Origin of the sequence: Achromobacter sp. HZ01, from assembly GCF_003267925.1 — a bacterium.
In the GTDB taxonomy this organism is placed as follows: Bacteria; Pseudomonadota; Gammaproteobacteria; order Burkholderiales; family Burkholderiaceae_B; genus Achromobacter; species Achromobacter pulmonis_A.
The window spans coordinates 681,185-695,598 of the sequence record NZ_LWKV01000002.1 but is presented as its reverse complement, the minus strand read 5'-3'; the positions used below and the strand labels follow the sequence as shown (position 1 = coordinate 695,598).

Annotated in this window: 11 protein-coding genes; 9 read left to right on the top strand and 2 right to left on the bottom strand. The window is 68.4% G+C overall.

What is annotated here, in order from left to right:
• Nucleotides 1-32 precede the first annotated feature (32 nt).
• On the bottom strand, nt 33-1,379 hold the full coding sequence (gene tssK, locus A6B37_RS12270) for a type VI secretion system baseplate subunit TssK (protein ID WP_102774073.1): 1,347 nt from the start codon (nt 1,377-1,379) through the stop codon (nt 33-35).
• 51 nt (nt 1,380-1,430) lie between these two features.
• A complete protein-coding gene (tssJ, locus tag A6B37_RS12265; protein ID WP_246842458.1) occupies nt 1,431-2,048 on the bottom strand; it encodes a type VI secretion system lipoprotein TssJ in 618 nt (205 codons plus the stop codon).
• Nucleotides 2,049-2,237: 189 nt separating this feature from the next.
• On the opposite strand from tssJ, the gene A6B37_RS12260 reads away from it, so the two are divergent.
• The 9 genes from A6B37_RS12260 to A6B37_RS12220 all read left to right on the top strand — a co-directional run bounded on the left by A6B37_RS12260 (nt 2,238) and on the right by A6B37_RS12220 (nt 14,412).
• Nucleotides 2,238-2,891 (top strand): hypothetical protein, encoded by a 654-nt coding sequence (locus A6B37_RS12260; protein WP_111825882.1) that lies wholly within the window; start codon nt 2,238-2,240, stop codon nt 2,889-2,891.
• Nucleotides 2,892-2,935: 44 nt separating this feature from the next.
• A complete protein-coding gene (tssB, locus tag A6B37_RS12255) occupies nt 2,936-3,460 on the top strand; it encodes a type VI secretion system contractile sheath small subunit (RefSeq protein WP_006384072.1) in 525 nt (174 codons plus the stop codon).
• The gene (gene tssC / locus A6B37_RS12250; RefSeq protein ID WP_102774071.1) at nt 3,453-4,946 is read left to right on the top strand and encodes a type VI secretion system contractile sheath large subunit; all 1,494 of its coding nucleotides are present in this window, start codon (nt 3,453-3,455) and stop codon (nt 4,944-4,946) included. The genes tssB and tssC overlap by 8 nt, the downstream gene beginning before the upstream one ends.
• A 44-nt stretch (nt 4,947-4,990) precedes the next feature.
• Nucleotides 4,991-5,494, top strand: a complete 504-nt coding sequence (locus tag A6B37_RS12245) for a type VI secretion system tube protein Hcp (protein WP_006384074.1) — start codon at nt 4,991-4,993, stop codon at nt 5,492-5,494.
• 69 nt (nt 5,495-5,563) lie between these two features.
• On the top strand, nt 5,564-6,049 hold the full coding sequence (gene tssE / locus A6B37_RS12240) for a type VI secretion system baseplate subunit TssE (RefSeq protein WP_102774070.1): 486 nt from the start codon (nt 5,564-5,566) through the stop codon (nt 6,047-6,049).
• 55 nt (nt 6,050-6,104) lie between these two features.
• The gene (tssF, locus tag A6B37_RS12235; protein ID WP_111825881.1) at nt 6,105-7,943 is read left to right on the top strand and encodes a type VI secretion system baseplate subunit TssF; all 1,839 of its coding nucleotides are present in this window, start codon (nt 6,105-6,107) and stop codon (nt 7,941-7,943) included.
• On the top strand, nt 7,907-9,004 hold the full coding sequence (tssG, locus tag A6B37_RS12230; protein ID WP_210405795.1) for a type VI secretion system baseplate subunit TssG: 1,098 nt from the start codon (nt 7,907-7,909) through the stop codon (nt 9,002-9,004). The genes tssF and tssG overlap by 37 nt, the downstream gene beginning before the upstream one ends.
• A 10-nt stretch (nt 9,005-9,014) precedes the next feature.
• Nucleotides 9,015-11,693, top strand: a complete 2,679-nt coding sequence (gene tssH / locus A6B37_RS12225) for a type VI secretion system ATPase TssH (RefSeq protein WP_111825879.1) — start codon at nt 9,015-9,017, stop codon at nt 11,691-11,693.
• Nucleotides 11,694-11,709: 16 nt separating this feature from the next.
• A complete protein-coding gene (locus tag A6B37_RS12220; RefSeq protein ID WP_102774066.1) occupies nt 11,710-14,412 on the top strand; it encodes a type VI secretion system Vgr family protein in 2,703 nt (900 codons plus the stop codon).
• The last annotated feature ends 2 nt before the right edge of the window (nt 14,413-14,414 follow it).

Here is a 14,414-nt window from a genome sequence, read left to right as displayed (position 1 = left end):
CGGTCATGGCGGGCTCTTGCGGTAGGCGTCGGTTAGCGGGTGACGGCGATCAGGTCCAGCTTCAGGTCGGGGATGCCGGACGGGGCGTAGATGGCGATGCTGCGCGCCTGCAGCATGCGGTCGTACAGCGAGCCGCGCGTCTGCAAGGTGAAATAGCAGGCGCCCGGCTTGACCGGCACGGCCGGCGGCACCTGCGGCGTGTAAACCAGCTGCACGCCCGGCATGGCCGAGAGCACCAGCTTTTCCACGTCGTCGGGCGCGCCGACCTTGAAGCGCAGCGGCACGGTTTCGGCCAGTTCGCTGGCCGGCGTGGCGGCCGAGACCGACAGATAGAGCGCGGTGGTCTCGTCGAGCTTGTCGGAATCGAGGCGGCCCACGTGGAACGACGGGCGCAGTTCTTCCAGCACGATGGAGAAGTAGCGGGTCGAGATGACGGTGTCGAGCAGGTCGCGCAGGATTTCGTCCAGCCGCGCGAAGGCCGCGCCGGGCTGGTCGTGGCGGTACGCGGGCAGGTCGGCCAGCGTGTGCACCTTGGAGAAGGTCATCAGCGCGCCGGCCAGGCGCAGCATTTCCTGGAACAGGCGCTCCGGATGCAGCTGCGGGTTGTGGAACAGGTGCGAGAGCGCCGCGTAGGCTTCGTTGGCCGTGTGCAGCAGCCAGAAAGAGGCCACGTCGCCGGAGCGGAACTCGATGATGTTCTTGTTGGGCTCGCGGTGAAAGCCGTAGAGCGCGTTGACCTTGGCCTGCAGCGCGTCGAGCAGGCGGCGCAGCTGCTCGAAGAGCGCGCCGCAGGCCTGGACCGTGAGGCTGGGGGCGATGAAGCCCGTGTCCAGTTCATAGCCGGCGCTGGCGGTGCGGCGCACGCGCGCCACCGGGATCGTCAGCAGCGCGTCGCGCGGCTCGTGCTCCGACAGCAGGCGCACATTCTTGCGCAGGAACGCCAGCTCGGCGGTGCTGGCGTTGGTGTAGAGGTCGGGCGCGGGGCTGTCCTGGTGCGCGTAGCGCGCGTCGAAGCCCTGGCCCTGCTGCGCATCGCGGTAGTTGCCGCCGATGTCCTTCATCGGATGCAGCGCCAGGTAGAACACGGCCGAACTGGCGCCGTCCAGGCCGTCCAGCGCGACGGCGGGCGGCAGGTCGTCGTTGTGCGGGGCGCTGTAGATCTCGCCGTCGGGAAAGATGGCCGAGAGCTCGGTGGCCCGGAGCATGCCGTTGGCCAGCGCCGCGGCGTCGAAGCGCGCGGCGCGCAGGCCCCAGGAATAGGGATGCAGCGCGCGGCTCATCTCCGCGAGGCGGGCTTCGTGGTAGGCGTCCTGTCTTTGAAAATGCTGGGGCCGCAGGAACAGCCCCTCACCCCATAGGATCTTCGCGGAATGGCTCACGTTTTCTGGCTCTTGTTCATATTATTGGAGACGGCGGACGGACCGGGGCGCTCAGCCCGGACATTGCACCGAGCCCAGCCGCGCCGGGTCGAAGTCGGGCACGCCCGGCGGCAGGGTCATCTTGCCGGTCACGACGGTCAGCGCGCAGGCATGTGCGCCCATGACGATGCCGGTGTCCTCGGCGGATTCCACTTCGAACACGTATTTCCAGCGTTGCGGCGCGGGCGCATAAAACAGGCCCGCGACCGCGATATAGGTGGCGTTTTTCGGCACCTTTTCGAGGTGTTCGTAACGCTGTCCCGGTGTCAGAGTGACCTCGCGCGAGGCGATGACGCTTTCTCCAAGCGCCGACTTTTCGGCGTCAGTATCAACCAATTGCGTGAGCGGTGCGCGCTGAAATGCCTCTGCGTTCTTCAAATAGTATATTTTCGTAACCACGGCCATCGACTGGCCGCTGCTCGAGTTCAAATTTTCTCCGGCGTGTATCGCCAATTTCACTTCGACGGGCGCGTTCGGGTCTTTTTTCAGGCCCGCCATATCCATTACGCCGCCGGTCATTCCCGCCACCGCTCCAATCGCTGAAACCGCTGCACAGCCGCTGATTACGGGGCTTGCGACGATCATGGCCAGCGCCGCCACGCGCCGTGAAAAATAGAGATGTTTTGACATGGCTCTTTATACCGGAAGCCTGCGACAACATACAGATCGCTGCACGTTAGCCGACGTTTCGTTGTGAGTTACATGAAGTAATCCTCTGTAGTGTGGCGCTAACAAAAGGTTGTTGAAATACGCGGCCTTGGTTACACCCACCTACAAGCCAGAAAAATGCACATATCCAGGGTTCTCCTTATCAGCGCCATGTTGGCTTTCGCGACCGGCTGCGCGACCTCGTCCAAACCGCCGACCGAGGCCGAATACAAACAGTCGATGACGCACGCCACCGAGACGCTGGCCAACAAGGGCAACGACCAGGCGGTCGCCGAATTCCAGGAGATCGCGCTGCGCAATCCGTCGCGCGGCGAGCCGTGGTCCTATATCGCGAAGATTCGTTTCGACGAGCAGCGCTACGGCGAGGCCATCGTCGCGGCCGACGAGGCGCTGAACCGGGAACCCGAGGATTTCACCGCCAAGACCGTGCGCGCCGTGGGCGGGCTGCGGGTGGCGATGCAGTCGCTGGCCGACCTGCGCGCCGATGCACTGCTGGCCGGCAACGCCAAGACCGACGCGGTGGCGCTGGCCGCCGCCATGCGCGAAACCCTGGGCCAGGACGTGTTGTTCCCCGAAGGCTACAAGCCGCCGCGCCGCCAATCGCGCCGCAATGACGCGCAGCGCGCCGCGCCGGCCGCCGCCGTCGCGCCCGCGGCCGCGCAGTCGGCGGCCGTGCCCGCCAAGCCGGTGGCCAGCCCCGCTACCAATACAGCAGCCAGCCCGGCGCCGACGCCGGCCCCGGCCCCGGCGCCCGCTCCTGCGGGCCGGGCGCCGGACCCGTTCGGCAATCTCCTCAAACCCTGATCGGGCATCCGGCCCCGTCACTATGCACTTCGCTTGGAGCCCCCATGGCTAAGAAAGAAAGCGTTCAGAAACGACTCCAGAAGGTCCGTCCGCCGCGCGTCCAGTTGACCTACGACGTGGAAAAGGGCGACGCGATCGAACAGAAAGAGCTTCCCTTCGTCGTGGGCGTGGTGGGCGATTTCAGCGCGCAGTCCGAAGCCGAGCTGCCGCGCCTGAAGGACCGCAAGTTCGTCAATATCGATGTGGACAACTTCGACGACGTGATGCGCGGGCTGGAGCCGCGCGCCGCCTACCGCGTGAAGAACCGCCTGACCGACGAGGGCGGCACCTTCGGCGTGGACCTGAAGTTCCGCTCCATCGAGGATTTCCGTCCCGAGGCCGTGGTGCAGCAGATCGAGCCGCTCAAGGAGCTGCTGGAGATCCGCACCAAGCTGGCCGACCTGCGCAACAAGCTGGCGGGCAACGACAAACTGGAAGACCTGCTGGGCGAAGTGCTCAGCAGCACCGAGAAACTGCAGCAACTGACCAGCGAAGCCGGCAAGGACGGCAAGGGAGGCAGCAATGAGTAATTCCGCCGCCGCGCAGAACGCGTCCGCGCCGGCCGCCGAGGCCGAATCGGGCCTGCTGGACCAGATCGTCGAGCAGAGCCGCGTCGCCAAGTCCAGCGCCGAACACGACCGCGCCAAGGACCTGATCGGCGAACTGGCGCGCGAAGTCATGAAGGGCACCGTGGTCGTCTCCGACAACCTGTCGGCGATGCTGGACGCCCGGGTGGCCGAGCTGGACCGCCTGATCTCGGCCCAGCTGAGCGAGGTGATGCACGGCGCCGAATTCCAGAAGCTGGAAAGCACCTGGCGCGGCCTGCACTACCTGTGCCAGGAGAGCAACACCGGCCCCATGCTCAAGATCAAGGTGCTCAACGTCACCAAGCGCGACCTGGTGCGCGACTTCCAGACCGCGATCGACTTCGACCAGAGCCTGATGTTCAAGAAGGTCTACGAAGAAGAGTTCGGCACCTTCGGCGGCTCGCCCTTCGGCGCGCTGCTGGGCAATTTCGAGATCACGCGCCAGCCCGAGGACATGTACTTCATCGAGCAGATGTCGCACGTGGCCGCGGCCTCGCACGCCCCGTTCATCGCCTCGGCCTCGCCCGAGCTGCTGGGCCTGGACAGCTTCGCCGACCTGGGCCGCCCGCGCGACCTGGCCAAGGTGTTCGACACGGTGGAATACACCAAGTGGCGCAGCTTCCGCGATTCGGAAGACTCGCGCTACGTGGGCCTGACCATGCCGCGCTTCCTGGGCCGGCTGCCCTATGACCCGAAGGAGGGCACCTCGGTCGAGGGCTTCAACTTCGTCGAGGAAGTCGACGGCACCGATCACGCCAAGTACCTGTGGTGCAACGCCGCCTGGGCCTTCGGCGCGCGCCTGACGGCGGCGTTCGCGGACTTCGGCTGGTGCGCGGCGATCCGCGGCGTCGAAGGCGGCGGCCTGGTGGAGAACCTGCCCACCCATACCTTCAAGACCGACGACGGCGAGATCGCGCTGAAGTGCCCCACGGAGATCGCCATCACCGATCGCCGCGAAAAGGAACTGAGCGACCTGGGCCTGATCCCGCTGGTGCACTGCAAGAACTCGGACTACGCGGCCTTTTTCGGCGCGCAGTCGGTGCAGAAGGCCAAGAAATACAACACCGACAGCGCCAACGCCAATGCGGTGCTGTCGGCGCAGCTGCAATACATATTCTCGGTATCGCGAGTGGCCCACTACCTGAAGGCCATGATGCGCGACAAGATCGGCAGTTTCGCCTCCGCGCAATCGGTCGAAAGCTTCCTGAACCGCTGGGTCTCGCAGTACGTGCTGCTGGACGACAACGCCAATCAGGAGCAGAAGGCGCAGTTCCCCCTGCGGGAGGCATCGGTGCAAGTCGCCGAAGTGCCGGGTCGCCCCGGCGTGTTCAGGGCCGTGGCGTTTTTGCGGCCTCATTTCCAGCTCGACGAGCTTTCGATTTCGCTGCGCCTGGTCGCGGAGCTGCCGGCCCAGGCCCAGAAGTCGTAAGCGCCTAGGCTGGATTCGATGATTTTTTACTGGAGAGGCTATTAATGAAGGACATCTACGTCAAATTCGGCAATCCTGCGCTCAAGGGCGAATCCCAGGACAAGGACCACCCTGACTGGATCGAAGTCGGATCGTGGCGCCACGAGATCATTCAGCCGCGTTCGGCTACCGCCTCGACCTCGGGCGGCCACACGGCCGAGCGCACCGAGCATGGCGAGATGGTCTTCACCAAGGACCTGGACGTGGTCAGCCCGCTGCTGTATCAGCACGCCTCGGGCGGCACCACCTTCGACGAAGTCACCATCGACTTCCTGCGCGCCGACGGCGAGGGCAACCGCGTCAAGTACCTGGAAATCAAGCTCAAGTACGTGATCATCTCGCGCGTGGCCCCCGAGGTCGTCAGCGAAGGCCTGCCGCATGAATCGTTCTCGCTGAAGTACGCCGCCGTGCAGTGGAAGTACACGCAGCAGAAGGTCGGCGGCAACCAGGGCGGCAACTCCCAGGGCGCCTGGAGCCTGACCAAGAACGACAAGACGTATTCGGTCTGAACCTGACCGCGTAAGACGGTAAAGGCAGCGGCCCGCCGCGGGCCGCTGCCTTTCCTGAATGAGGTCCGCATGAAAGGATTCGAACCGAGCCTGTTCGACAAGCTGTTCGACGGCGACGGGCAAGCGCCGCATGCGCTGCGGCGCCTGTCGGTGGAGGAAATCAAGGAAACCGTCGCGCGCGACATCGAGGCCCTGCTCAATACGCGCATGGTCTTCACCGAGGAATCGCTCAAGCGCTATCCGAACTGCCAGCGCTCCATCCTCACCTATGGACTGTCCGATTTTTCCGGCCTGAGCCTGGCCAGCCATTACGACCGCGAATTCATCTGCCGCTCGCTGGAACAGGCGATCGCCCGCCACGAGCCGCGGCTGACGCATGTGCGGGTCATGCTGCAGGTCGATGGCCGCGCCACGTCGGTGCTGTATTTCGCGATCACCGCGATGCTGGACGTGGGCCCGGCGCATGAACCGGTGACCTTCGATGCGACGCTGCAGCCGTCCACTTTGCAGTATTCGGTGAGCAAGGGCTGGGCCAAGGCCGCGGCCGCCGCCTGAACCAACAACAGAACACGCGGGCGCCGGCGCCACGCCGCCGGCGGAGAAGGGAAAGATGGAAGAACTGCTGCCATATTACGAACGCGAACTGGGTTTCCTGCGCAGTTCGTCGCGCGATTTCGCGCAGCGCTATCCCAAGATCGCCGGGCGGCTGGGGCTGTCGGGCGAGACCTGCGAAGATCCGCACGTGGAGCGGATGATCGAGTCGTTCGCCCTGCTGGGCGCGCGCATCAACAAGAAGCTCGACGACGACTATCCGGAGTTCACGGAAGCATTGTTCGAGGTGATGTACCCGCATTACCTGCGCCCGTTTCCTGCGTGCTCGGTGGCGCAGTTCGACATGGGCGGCGTGGCCGCCCAGTTGACCGCGCCGGTGCGCCTGCCGCGCGGCACCGAGCTGAAGTCCCATGCCGTGCGCGGCGTGGCCTGCCGTTTCCGCACGGCCTACGACGTGACGCTGGCGCCGGTGGCGATCCGCCAGGCGGGCTTCGCGTCCACCGCCAACGCGCCGTCGTCCACCTCGCTGCCGCCGGGCGTGACGGGCCGGCTGTCGCTGACCCTGGCCTGCCTGGCCGAGACGCAGAACTTCTCCACGCTGGCCGTGGACAGGCTGCGCGTCTATCTGCACGGCGAACCGTCCTTCGTCGCGGCGCTGCGCGACTGCCTGTTCCTGCGCACGGCGGCCGCCTACACGGAGACGCAGCCCGGCCGCTGGAACCGCCTGGCGCAGGCGCCGCTGGCGCAGGTGGGCCTGGCCGAAGAGGACGCGCTGATCGATTTTCCCGCCAGCTCGCATCCGGCCTACCGGCTGCTGGCCGAGTATTTCGTCTTCGCCGAGAAATTCAATTTCGTGGACATCGACCTGGCGGCCTTGCGGCCCGCCCTGGGCGCGGTCCGCGAATTCACGCTGCATCTGCCGGTCGCCGGCCTGCGCGCCGACTCCAATACGGCGCGGCTGCTGGAATCGGCGTCCGCCGACAATTTCCGGCTGGGCTGCACGCCGGTGGTCAACCTGTTCGCCCAGCGCGCCGACCCCATCCGCGTCACGCACGCCGCGGCCTCTTATCCGGTGGTGGCCGACGCGCGCCGCGCCTATGGCTACGAGGTCTATTCCATCGACCGCGTGCGCCAGGTGCGCCAGAACGCCAGGGGCGATTCGGTCGTCGAATTCCGGCCCTTCTATTCGCTGCACCACGGCGAGACGCCTGACGGCGCCAGCCACTACTGGACCGCGCGGCGCGACGCGATGGTGGCCGAGCGCAGCCCGGGCTACGAGATGGAGCTGTCCATCGTCGACATCGATTTCGATCCGTCCGTGCCGCAGACCGAAACCCTGAGCCTGGAGCTGACCTGCACCAACCGGGACCTGCCCTCGCACCTGGCGGTGGGCCAGCCCGGCGGCGACCTGTTCCTGGAGGGCGGCTCGGTCGCGCGCGAAATCCGCATGCTGCGCCGTCCCACCCATACGCATCGCTTCCAGCAGGGCCGCGCGGCGCACTGGCGCCTGATCTCGCACCTGGCGCTGAACCATCTGTCGCTGGTGCAAAGCGGCCTGCCGGCGCTAAAGGAAACGCTGCGCCTGTACGACCTGTCGCACGCCGCGGTGGCGGCCCGCCAGATCGAAGGGCTGGTGGGGCTGGACTACAAGCCCGCCACGCACTGGATGCCGGGCGAGCCGTTCGCCACCTTCGTGCGCGGCATCGAGATCCGGCTCACGATCAATGAAGACAATTTCGTCGGCACCAGCCTGCATGCCTTCGTCGCGGTGCTGAACCGCTTTTTCGGCCTGTATGTGCACGCCAACAGCTTCGTGCAGCTGGTGGTGCTGTCGCGCCGCGGCTCGGAAGAAATCCTACGGTGTCCCCCATGCAACGGCGACGCGATCCTAGCGTAATCGAGGCGCTGCTGGCCGAGCCGCAGCGCTTCAAGTTCTTCCAGGCCGTGCGCGTGCTGGAGCTGTGGTTCGCGCGCCAGGAGGGCACGCGCGCGCGCAACGCCGTGCCGGCCCACCTGCGCTTCCTGAATTCGTCTTCGCTGGGCTTTCCGGCCAGCGAGATCGCCGGCCTGACGGCCTACGACAAGGACGGCCAGGCGCTGGACGACGCGCAGGCGCGCCTGGCGGCGCTGGCCGAAGGCAAGCTGGGGCGGGTGGAGATCGAGCCGGCCTTCTTCGGCCTGCTGGGCGCGCAGGGCGCCTTGCCGCTGCATTATTCCGAGATCCTGAGCCACCGCGAAAGCGCCCGGCGCGACCGCGGGGCGCGCGCGTTCTTCGACATCTTCTCGAACCGCGCCGCGGCGCTTTTCTATGCGGCCTGGAAGAAGTACCGCATGCCGCTGCGCCACGAGACCGAGCAGGACCATCACTACCTGCCGCTGTTGCTGGCGCTGGGCGGCATCGGCCATCCGGCCCTGCGCGACCGCCTGCACGCGGGCCAGGGCCAGGTGTACGACGAATCGCTGGCCCATTACGCCGCCGCGGCGCGCCAGCGCCCGGTGTCGGCCGCCTACCTGCAGCGGGTGCTGGCCGATTACTTCCAGGTGGACATCCGGGTCGAGCAGTTCGTCGGCCGCTGGTACCACGTGCCGCCCGAGCATCGCACGCGCCTGGGCATGCCGGGCGCGGTGCTGGGCGTGTCCGCCATGGCGGGCGAGCGCATCTGGCAGCGCGACATGCGCATCCGGCTGTGGATCGGCCCGCTGTCCAAGGCCGCGTTCGGCGATTTCCTGCCGGGCGGGGCGCGCGCGCAGGCGCTGGAGAAGCTGCTGACCATGTTCGGCGGCATGAGCTTCGAATACGAGGTGCGGCTGGTGATGGCCAGGGCGGACGTGGCCGGCAGCATGCTCGGCGGCGACGGCGGCGCCGGCGCGCGCCTGGGCTGGAACTCTTTTCTCTGCACCGAACCCGCGGCGTCGGATCGCGACGACGCCAGCTACGAACTGCACACCATTCACTAGAACAAGCACCATGGCCACACCCCTGAAAACCCTGATCGGGAAACTGAACCAGACCTGCCGCCAGGCCGCCGAGCGCGCCGCCAGCCTGTGCATGGCGCAAGGCCATTACGAAGTGGACCTGGAGCACCTGTTTCTGGCGCTGCTGGAAAAGCCCGCCAGCGACTTCAGCATCGTGGCGCGCCGCAGCGGCATCGACGCCTCGGCGCTGGAGGCCGACCTGAACGCGGAAATCCGCGGATTCAAGAACGGCAACACCCGCACGCCGGTGTTCTCGCCGCACCTGCCGCGCTTGTTCGAACATGCCTGGCTGATCGCGTCGCTGGACACGCAGACCACGCGCATCCGCTCCGGCCATCTGCTGCTGGCGCTGCTGACCGAGCCCGACCTGGCCCAGCTCGCGCGGCGCGGCTCGCGCCTGTTCGAATCGTTCCGGCTGGAAGAACTGAAGCATGATTTCGCCGCGCTGACGGCCGGCTCGGAAGAGGCCGGGCAGTCGGTGGCGCTGGGCGAGGGCGCGCAGCAAGAGCCGGCGCCGGCCGCCGGCCTGTCCAAGACGCCGGCGCTGGACCAGTACACCGCCAACCTGACCGAGCGCGCGCGCGAAGGCAGGATCGACCCGGTCATCGGCCGCGACGCCGAGATCCGCCAGATGATGGACATCCTGACCCGCCGGCGCCAGAACAACCCCATCCTGACCGGCGAGGCCGGCGTGGGCAAGACCGCGGTGGTCGAAGGCCTGGCGCTGCGCATCGTGGCCGGCGACGTGCCGCCGGCGCTGGCCGGCGTGGCGCTGCGCACGCTGGACATGGGCCTGCTGCAGGCCGGCGCCAGCGTCAAGGGCGAATTCGAGAACCGTCTGAAGAACGTCATCGACGAGGTCAAGCAAAGCGCCACGCCCATCATCCTGTTCATCGACGAGGCCCACACCATGATAGGCGCGGGCGGGCAGGCGGGCCAGAACGACGCGGCCAACCTGCTCAAGCCGGCGCTGGCGCGCGGCGAACTGCGCACCATCGCCGCCACCACCTGGAGCGAATACAAGAAGTACTTCGAGAAAGACGCCGCGCTGGCGCGGCGCTTCCAGGTGGTCAAGGTGGAAGAACCCAGCGAGACGCTGGCCGCCAGCATGCTGCGCGGCATGGCGCCGCTGATGGAAGCGCACTTCGGCGTGCGGGTGCTGGACGAGGCCATCGTGGCGGCGGCGCGCCTGTCGCACCGCTACATCAGCGGCCGCCAGCTGCCGGACAAGGCGGTCAGCGTGCTCGACACCGCCTGCGCGCGCGTGGCCCTGGGCCGCAGCGCCACGCCGGCCCTGATCGACGAGGCGCGCCACCGCCTGGCGCGCCTGGAAACCGAGCGCGCCGCGCTGCGCCGGGAGGCCGCCGCCGGCGGCTCCCAGGGCGCGCGCCTGCGCGAGCTGGACGAGGAAATGGACGCCACGCGCAAGACGCTGGCCGAATCCGAGGCGAGGCTGGCCCAGGAAAGCGAGCTGGTGCGCCAGATCCACGCGCTGCGCGTAGAGCTGGAGACGGCGGGCGAGGAGGCCGCGCCGGAGCCGGCCGCCAAGCGCCGCGCCGCCAAGGCGCCCGACCCCACGCCGGCCCAGGCGCAGCTGGCCGCGCTGCAGCAGGAGCTGCGCGCGCTGCAGGGCGAAACGCCGCTGGTGCCGGCCTATGTGGACGCCCAGGTCATCGCCGAGATCGTCTCGGCCTGGACCGGCATACCGCTGGGCCGGATGGTCAACGACGAGATCCGCACCGTGCTGGAACTGCAGCCGCTGCTGGCCGAGCGCGTCATCGGCCAGGATCACGCCCTGCACGCCATCGCCCAGCGCGTGCGCACGGCGCGCGCCGGCCTGGAAGATCCCAACAAGCCCAAGGGCGTGTTCCTGTTCGTCGGCCCCTCGGGCGTGGGCAAGACCGAGACCGCATTGGCGGTCGCCGACGTACTCTACGGCGGCGAGCGCAAGCTCATCACCATCAACATGAGCGAGTACCAGGAGGCCCACAGCGTTTCCGGCCTGAAGGGTTCGCCGCCGGGCTACGTGGGCTACGGCGAGGGCGGGGTGCTGACCGAGGCGGTGCGCCGCCAGCCCTACAGCGTGGTGCTGCTCGACGAGATCGAGAAAGCCCATCCGGACGTGCTGGAGCTGTTCTTCCAGGTGTTCGACAAGGGCGTGATGGACGACGCCGAGGGCCGCGAGATCGACTTCCGCAACACGCTCATCATCCTGACCTCCAACGTCGGCTCGTCGGCCATCATGCAGGCCTGCCTGAACAAGAGCGCCGAGGAACGGCCCGGCCCCGAGGCGCTGCAGGAACTGCTGGCGCCGCAGCTGTACAAGGCCTTCAAGCCCGCCTTCCTGGGCCGCATGAAGACCATCGCCTACTACCCCGTGGACGACGACGCGCTGGCCCGCATCATCGGCCTGAAGCTCGGCCGCATCGCCGAGCGCGTGCAGGCCAATCACCGCGCCGTGTTCGAATGGGACGAGGCGCTGGTCGAGGCCGTGCTGGCCCGCTGCACCGAGGTGGACACGGGCGCGCGCAACGTCGACCACATCCTGAACGGCACGCTGCTGCCGCAGATCGCCGAGCAGGTGCTGAGCCGTATGGCGCAGGGCGAGGCCATCGCGCGCATCCGCGTCACCGCCGGCAAGAACGGCGACTTCCGCTACCGCCTGACCTGAACCCGGAGCCGCCGCCATGCCCCAGGATTCCTCCGGACTTTCCCGCCTGTCGACCGCCGGTATCGAGCAGGCCAACCGTCTCCTGAACCTGAGCACGCCGCTAGGCGAAAACCGCCTGGTGGCCGAGACGCTGTCGGCGCGCGAGCAATTGGGCGCGGGCGCCTGCCGGCTGGATCTCACGGCGCTCTCCGACGACGCCCATATCCCGCTGAAAGCGCTGCTGGGCCAGCCCGTGACGCTGCGCCTGCAGACCGCGCTGGACCGCGCGCAGCCGCGCATCTGGCACGGCCACGTGACCGCGGCGCAATTCCGCGGCGCCAACGGCGGCCTGGCGCGCTACGGCCTGACCGTGGAGCCCTGGCTGGCCTTTCTGCGCGCCCGCCGCGACAGCTTCGCCTATCAGGACAAGACGGTGTTCGACATCGTCGAGAGCATTTTCGGCGACTACAACGGGCAGGGCACGCTGGCGCCGCAATGGCGCTGGGACGTGAAGGACCGCGCCGCCTACGCCAGGCGCAGCCTGACCATCCAGTACCGTGAAACCGATTACGCCTTCGTGGAGCGCCTGCTGGCCGAAGAAGGCCTGTTCTACTGGGTCGAGCACCAGGCCGACGGCCACACCCTGGTCATCGCCGACCACAACGGCGCGTTCCAGCCCGGGCCGCAGGCCAGCGTGCGTTTCGCGCGCGCCGATGTCACCGAGACGCAGGACAGCATCCAGCAATGGAGCCAGCGCAAGCGCTGGCAGACCAATGCGGTGCGCCTGGCCAGCTGGGACTACCGCAGCGTCCAGGCGCGGCCGGTGGCGGCGCAGGCGCAGATGGAGGCGCATGCCGATGCGCAAGCGGGCGCCATCGAGCTGGCCTGCAACGACTACCCCGGGCAGTACGCGTACGAAGACGGCGCGCAGGGCGAACGGCTGGCGCACAACGCGCTGGCCGCCATCCGCGTGCGCGAGCAGAGCTACGAGGGCGCGGGCACCGTGCGCACGCTGGCGCCGGGGCAGCGCTTCGAGCTGACCGGCCATTACCAGCAGGGCGGGCCGTCGGCCTATGTGGTGATCGCCATCGACCACCAGGCCCGCAACAACTTCGACGCCGACCTGGGCCGGGCGCAGGGCGGCGGCGCGGACGCACACGATCGGGCGGACTTCTACCGCAACACGTTCACCTGCATCGGCATGGAGACGGAGTTCCGCCCGGCCACGCGGGACGGCCATGGCGAACGGCTGCATCCGCGCCCCACCGTCTTCGGCGCGCAGACCGCGCTGGTGGTGGGCGCGCAAGAGCCGGTGCATACCGACCGCGACCATCGCGTCAAGGTGCAATTCCATTGGCAGCGCGGCAAGGCCGCCAGCAGCCGGCTGGCGCATCCGTCCGGCGACGAGAACGCGCCGGCCGCGGACGAGCTGGGCGCCTGGGTGCGCGTGGCCGAACCGGTGGCCGGCGGCGACTGGGGCGGCCATTTCGTGCCGCGCGTGGGCCAGGAAGTGCTGGTGGAATTCCTGCATGGCGACATCGACCGGCCCGTGGTGGTGGGCGCGCTCTACAACGGCGAAGGCGCCGAGGACGCGCCGCACAACCAGGTGCAGGCGGGCGCGGCCAACGCCACCGGCAATGCGCCGGCCTGGTTCGCCGGCGGCAGCGACGGCCACGCGCACAACGCGGTGATGTCCGGCTTCAAGACCCAGGCCCTGCCGGCCAGCGGTGCGGGCACCGGCGGCTACAACCAGCTGGTGCAGGACGACACGCCCGGACAGGCGCGCCTGACCGCCTCCACCACGCAGGCCGATACGCGCCTGAACCTGGGGCACATCAAGCAGCAGCGCGACAACGAGCGGCTGGAAGACCTGGGCCACGGCGCCGAGCTGTCCACGCGCGAGTCCATGGCGCTGCGCGCCGGCGCCGGCCTGCTGATCAGCGCCGACCTGCGCGAGAACGCCGAGGGCGCGCTGCTCGACAGCGCCGAGGCCGCCAGGCAGATCGAACGCGCCATGGAGTCGGCCAGGGAGCTGGCCGACATGGCGGCCAGGCAGAAGGCCGTGCTGGAAGACGATCCGGAGACCGTGCCGGCGCAGGACGCGCTCGAACACGTGCTGGAGGTGGTGGAAGCGACGCAGGAAGGCGCGGGCGATTCGTCCGGCGAGCCGGTGGCGGCCTACAGCGAACCTCATGTCCAGGTCAGCGCGCCCAGCGGCATCGGCCAGTACACGCCGGCCGACGCCTTCCTGGCGGCGGGCGGCACCTTCGCGCAGGTGGCGCCGGACGTGAACTGGGTCAGCAGCGCCAACGTGGCGCTGGGCGTGGCCGCCGGCGCGGTGCTGTTCACGCTGGGCAACCCGCCTTCGGGCGCGCGCGCGGTCAAGGACCAGGGCCTGCGCCTGCACGCCGCCGGCGGCAGGCTGCGGCTGCACAGCCAGGACGCGAAGATGGCGCTGTCCGCGGAGAAGGCGGTGACCGTCTCGTCGTCCGCGGCCAGCGTCACGGTCGAGGCCAAACAGCGCCTGCTGGCCACCGCGGGCGGCGCCTATCTGCGCGTCGAGGGCGGCGGCATCCAGCTGCATGCGCCGGGCAAGGTGGAATTGAAGGCGGGGGTGCACAGCTGGGTGGGGCCGGAAAGCAGCCAGCCGAATCTGGCCTTCAGCGAAGCCGGCCCCTTGTGCGAGGCGCGCGTGCGCGGCGCGGCCCAGCGCGGCGGCGCCGTGGTGCCGCTGAGTTGAAC

Bases quoted from the DNA above. Each gene is read 5' to 3' on its own strand.
- tssC (WP_102774071.1), top strand. From the start codon at position 3,453: ATGAGTAATTCCGCCGCCGCGCAGAACGCGTCCGCGCCGGCCGCCGAG.
- tssH (WP_111825879.1), top strand. From the start codon at position 9,015: ATGGCCACACCCCTGAAAACCCTGATCGGGAAACTGAACCAGACCTGC.
- tssJ (WP_246842458.1), bottom strand. From the start codon at position 2,048: ATGTCAAAACATCTCTATTTTTCACGGCGCGTGGCGGCGCTGGCCATG.
- tssE (WP_102774070.1), top strand. From the start codon at position 5,564: ATGAAAGGATTCGAACCGAGCCTGTTCGACAAGCTGTTCGACGGCGAC.
- A6B37_RS12260 (WP_111825882.1), top strand. From the start codon at position 2,238: ATGTTGGCTTTCGCGACCGGCTGCGCGACCTCGTCCAAACCGCCGACC.
- A6B37_RS12245 (WP_006384074.1), top strand. From the start codon at position 4,991: ATGAAGGACATCTACGTCAAATTCGGCAATCCTGCGCTCAAGGGCGAA.
- tssB (WP_006384072.1), top strand. From the start codon at position 2,936: ATGGCTAAGAAAGAAAGCGTTCAGAAACGACTCCAGAAGGTCCGTCCG.
- tssF (WP_111825881.1), top strand. From the start codon at position 6,105: ATGGAAGAACTGCTGCCATATTACGAACGCGAACTGGGTTTCCTGCGC.
- A6B37_RS12220 (WP_102774066.1), top strand. From the start codon at position 11,710: ATGCCCCAGGATTCCTCCGGACTTTCCCGCCTGTCGACCGCCGGTATC.